Source organism: Suttonella ornithocola (assembly GCF_001889065.1).
Classification (GTDB): Bacteria; Pseudomonadota; Gammaproteobacteria; order Cardiobacteriales; family Cardiobacteriaceae; genus Suttonella_A; species Suttonella_A ornithocola.
Window position 1 is genome coordinate 1 of record NZ_LWHB01000259.1, and the last position, 999, is coordinate 999.

The following is a 999-nucleotide window of genomic DNA, read 5'->3' on the forward strand; positions in this document are numbered from 1 at the left end:
CGCCCGCATGAGAAAGGTTCTCAGCAATGGTTGCCGTATGTGGCGGAATAAAGTGCTCTAACATTTTTGAAGCAGCGGTAGTAATGATGCCAGCAGTACAAAAGATATCTTTATGCGCCATTGGGATACCATCTAATGGGCTAAGGGTTTCGCCTTTCGCGCGTCTTTCATCTGATTGGGCAGCGAGTGTTAGCGCATGTTCTTCTGTGGTGCGGATAAAAGCATTTAGCGTCGGATTATGTTCGGCGATTTTGTCAAGGAAGAGCCGAGTCAGTTCAACAGAGGAAATGTTTTTTTGTGTGAGTTCGCGGCTAAGCTCAGCAGCGCTTTTGTGCGTAAGATTTGTCATCGCTAAACCTTCTATTCAATAACTTTAGGAACGGTAATGAAACCATCTTCTGCAAGTGGTGCATTGGTTTCAATATTGTTGATAAGATTGCGCTTAATGGCTTGATCAGTACGCAAAGGTTGGGTTTCACCCAGTGGATGGCCGAGTGGCTCTAACGCGTGAATGTCTTCTCGGTTGAGTGTGGTAAAGAGGTCAAAAATTCCTTCTAAGTCTTTTTGAAGCGCGGTTGCTTCTGATTTAGAGAGGTCTAGTTTCGCTAGTTTAGCGGTTTTTAGTAGGGTTTCAGGGGCAAGTTGACTCATAGTTGTAATGGGAGACTGCAAATTAAAGGGTAAAAAGGTATCATATCCGCTTTATCTTTGCACCTGCCCATTGCGGGCGTTTGTTTTTTAGAGGCGTTTTTATATGCGGTTTAAGTTTTTCAGTGGGATGTTTTCTAGTGATTTGTCTATTGATTTGGGGACGGCAAATACTTTGATTTATGTGCGTGGAGAAGGGTTGGTCTTAGATGAACCTTCTGTGGTGGCAATTGCTGAAGACCCACAAGATGGTCGGAAAAAAATTGTGGCGTATGGTTCTCAGGCAAAGCAGATGTTAGGTCGAACGCCTGGTAATTTAACAACGATTCGTCCTTTACAAGACGGCGTGAT

Annotated in this window: 3 protein-coding genes; 1 reads left to right on the forward strand and 2 read right to left on the reverse strand. The window is 44.0% G+C overall.

All coding sequences use genetic code 11. The features are described from left to right. Positions 1-349, reverse strand: a 349-nt coding sequence (locus tag A5N85_RS13605; RefSeq protein WP_249023993.1) for an amidase family protein, incomplete at its 3' end; no start/stop codon positions are given. Between the two features lie 11 nt (positions 350-360). Then, the gene (gatC, locus tag A5N85_RS13610) at positions 361-651 is read right to left on the reverse strand and encodes an Asp-tRNA(Asn)/Glu-tRNA(Gln) amidotransferase subunit GatC (protein ID WP_072577630.1); all 291 of its coding nucleotides are present in this window, start codon (positions 649-651) and stop codon (positions 361-363) included. 103 nt (positions 652-754) lie between these two features. Between gatC and A5N85_RS13615 the strand changes: the two genes are divergently transcribed. Further along, positions 755-999, forward strand: a 245-nt coding sequence (locus tag A5N85_RS13615) for a rod shape-determining protein (RefSeq protein ID WP_211268237.1), incomplete at its 3' end; no start/stop codon positions are given.

Bases quoted from the DNA above. Each gene is read 5' to 3' on its own strand.
- gatC (WP_072577630.1), bottom strand. From the start codon at position 651: ATGAGTCAACTTGCCCCTGAAACCCTACTAAAAACCGCTAAACTAGCG.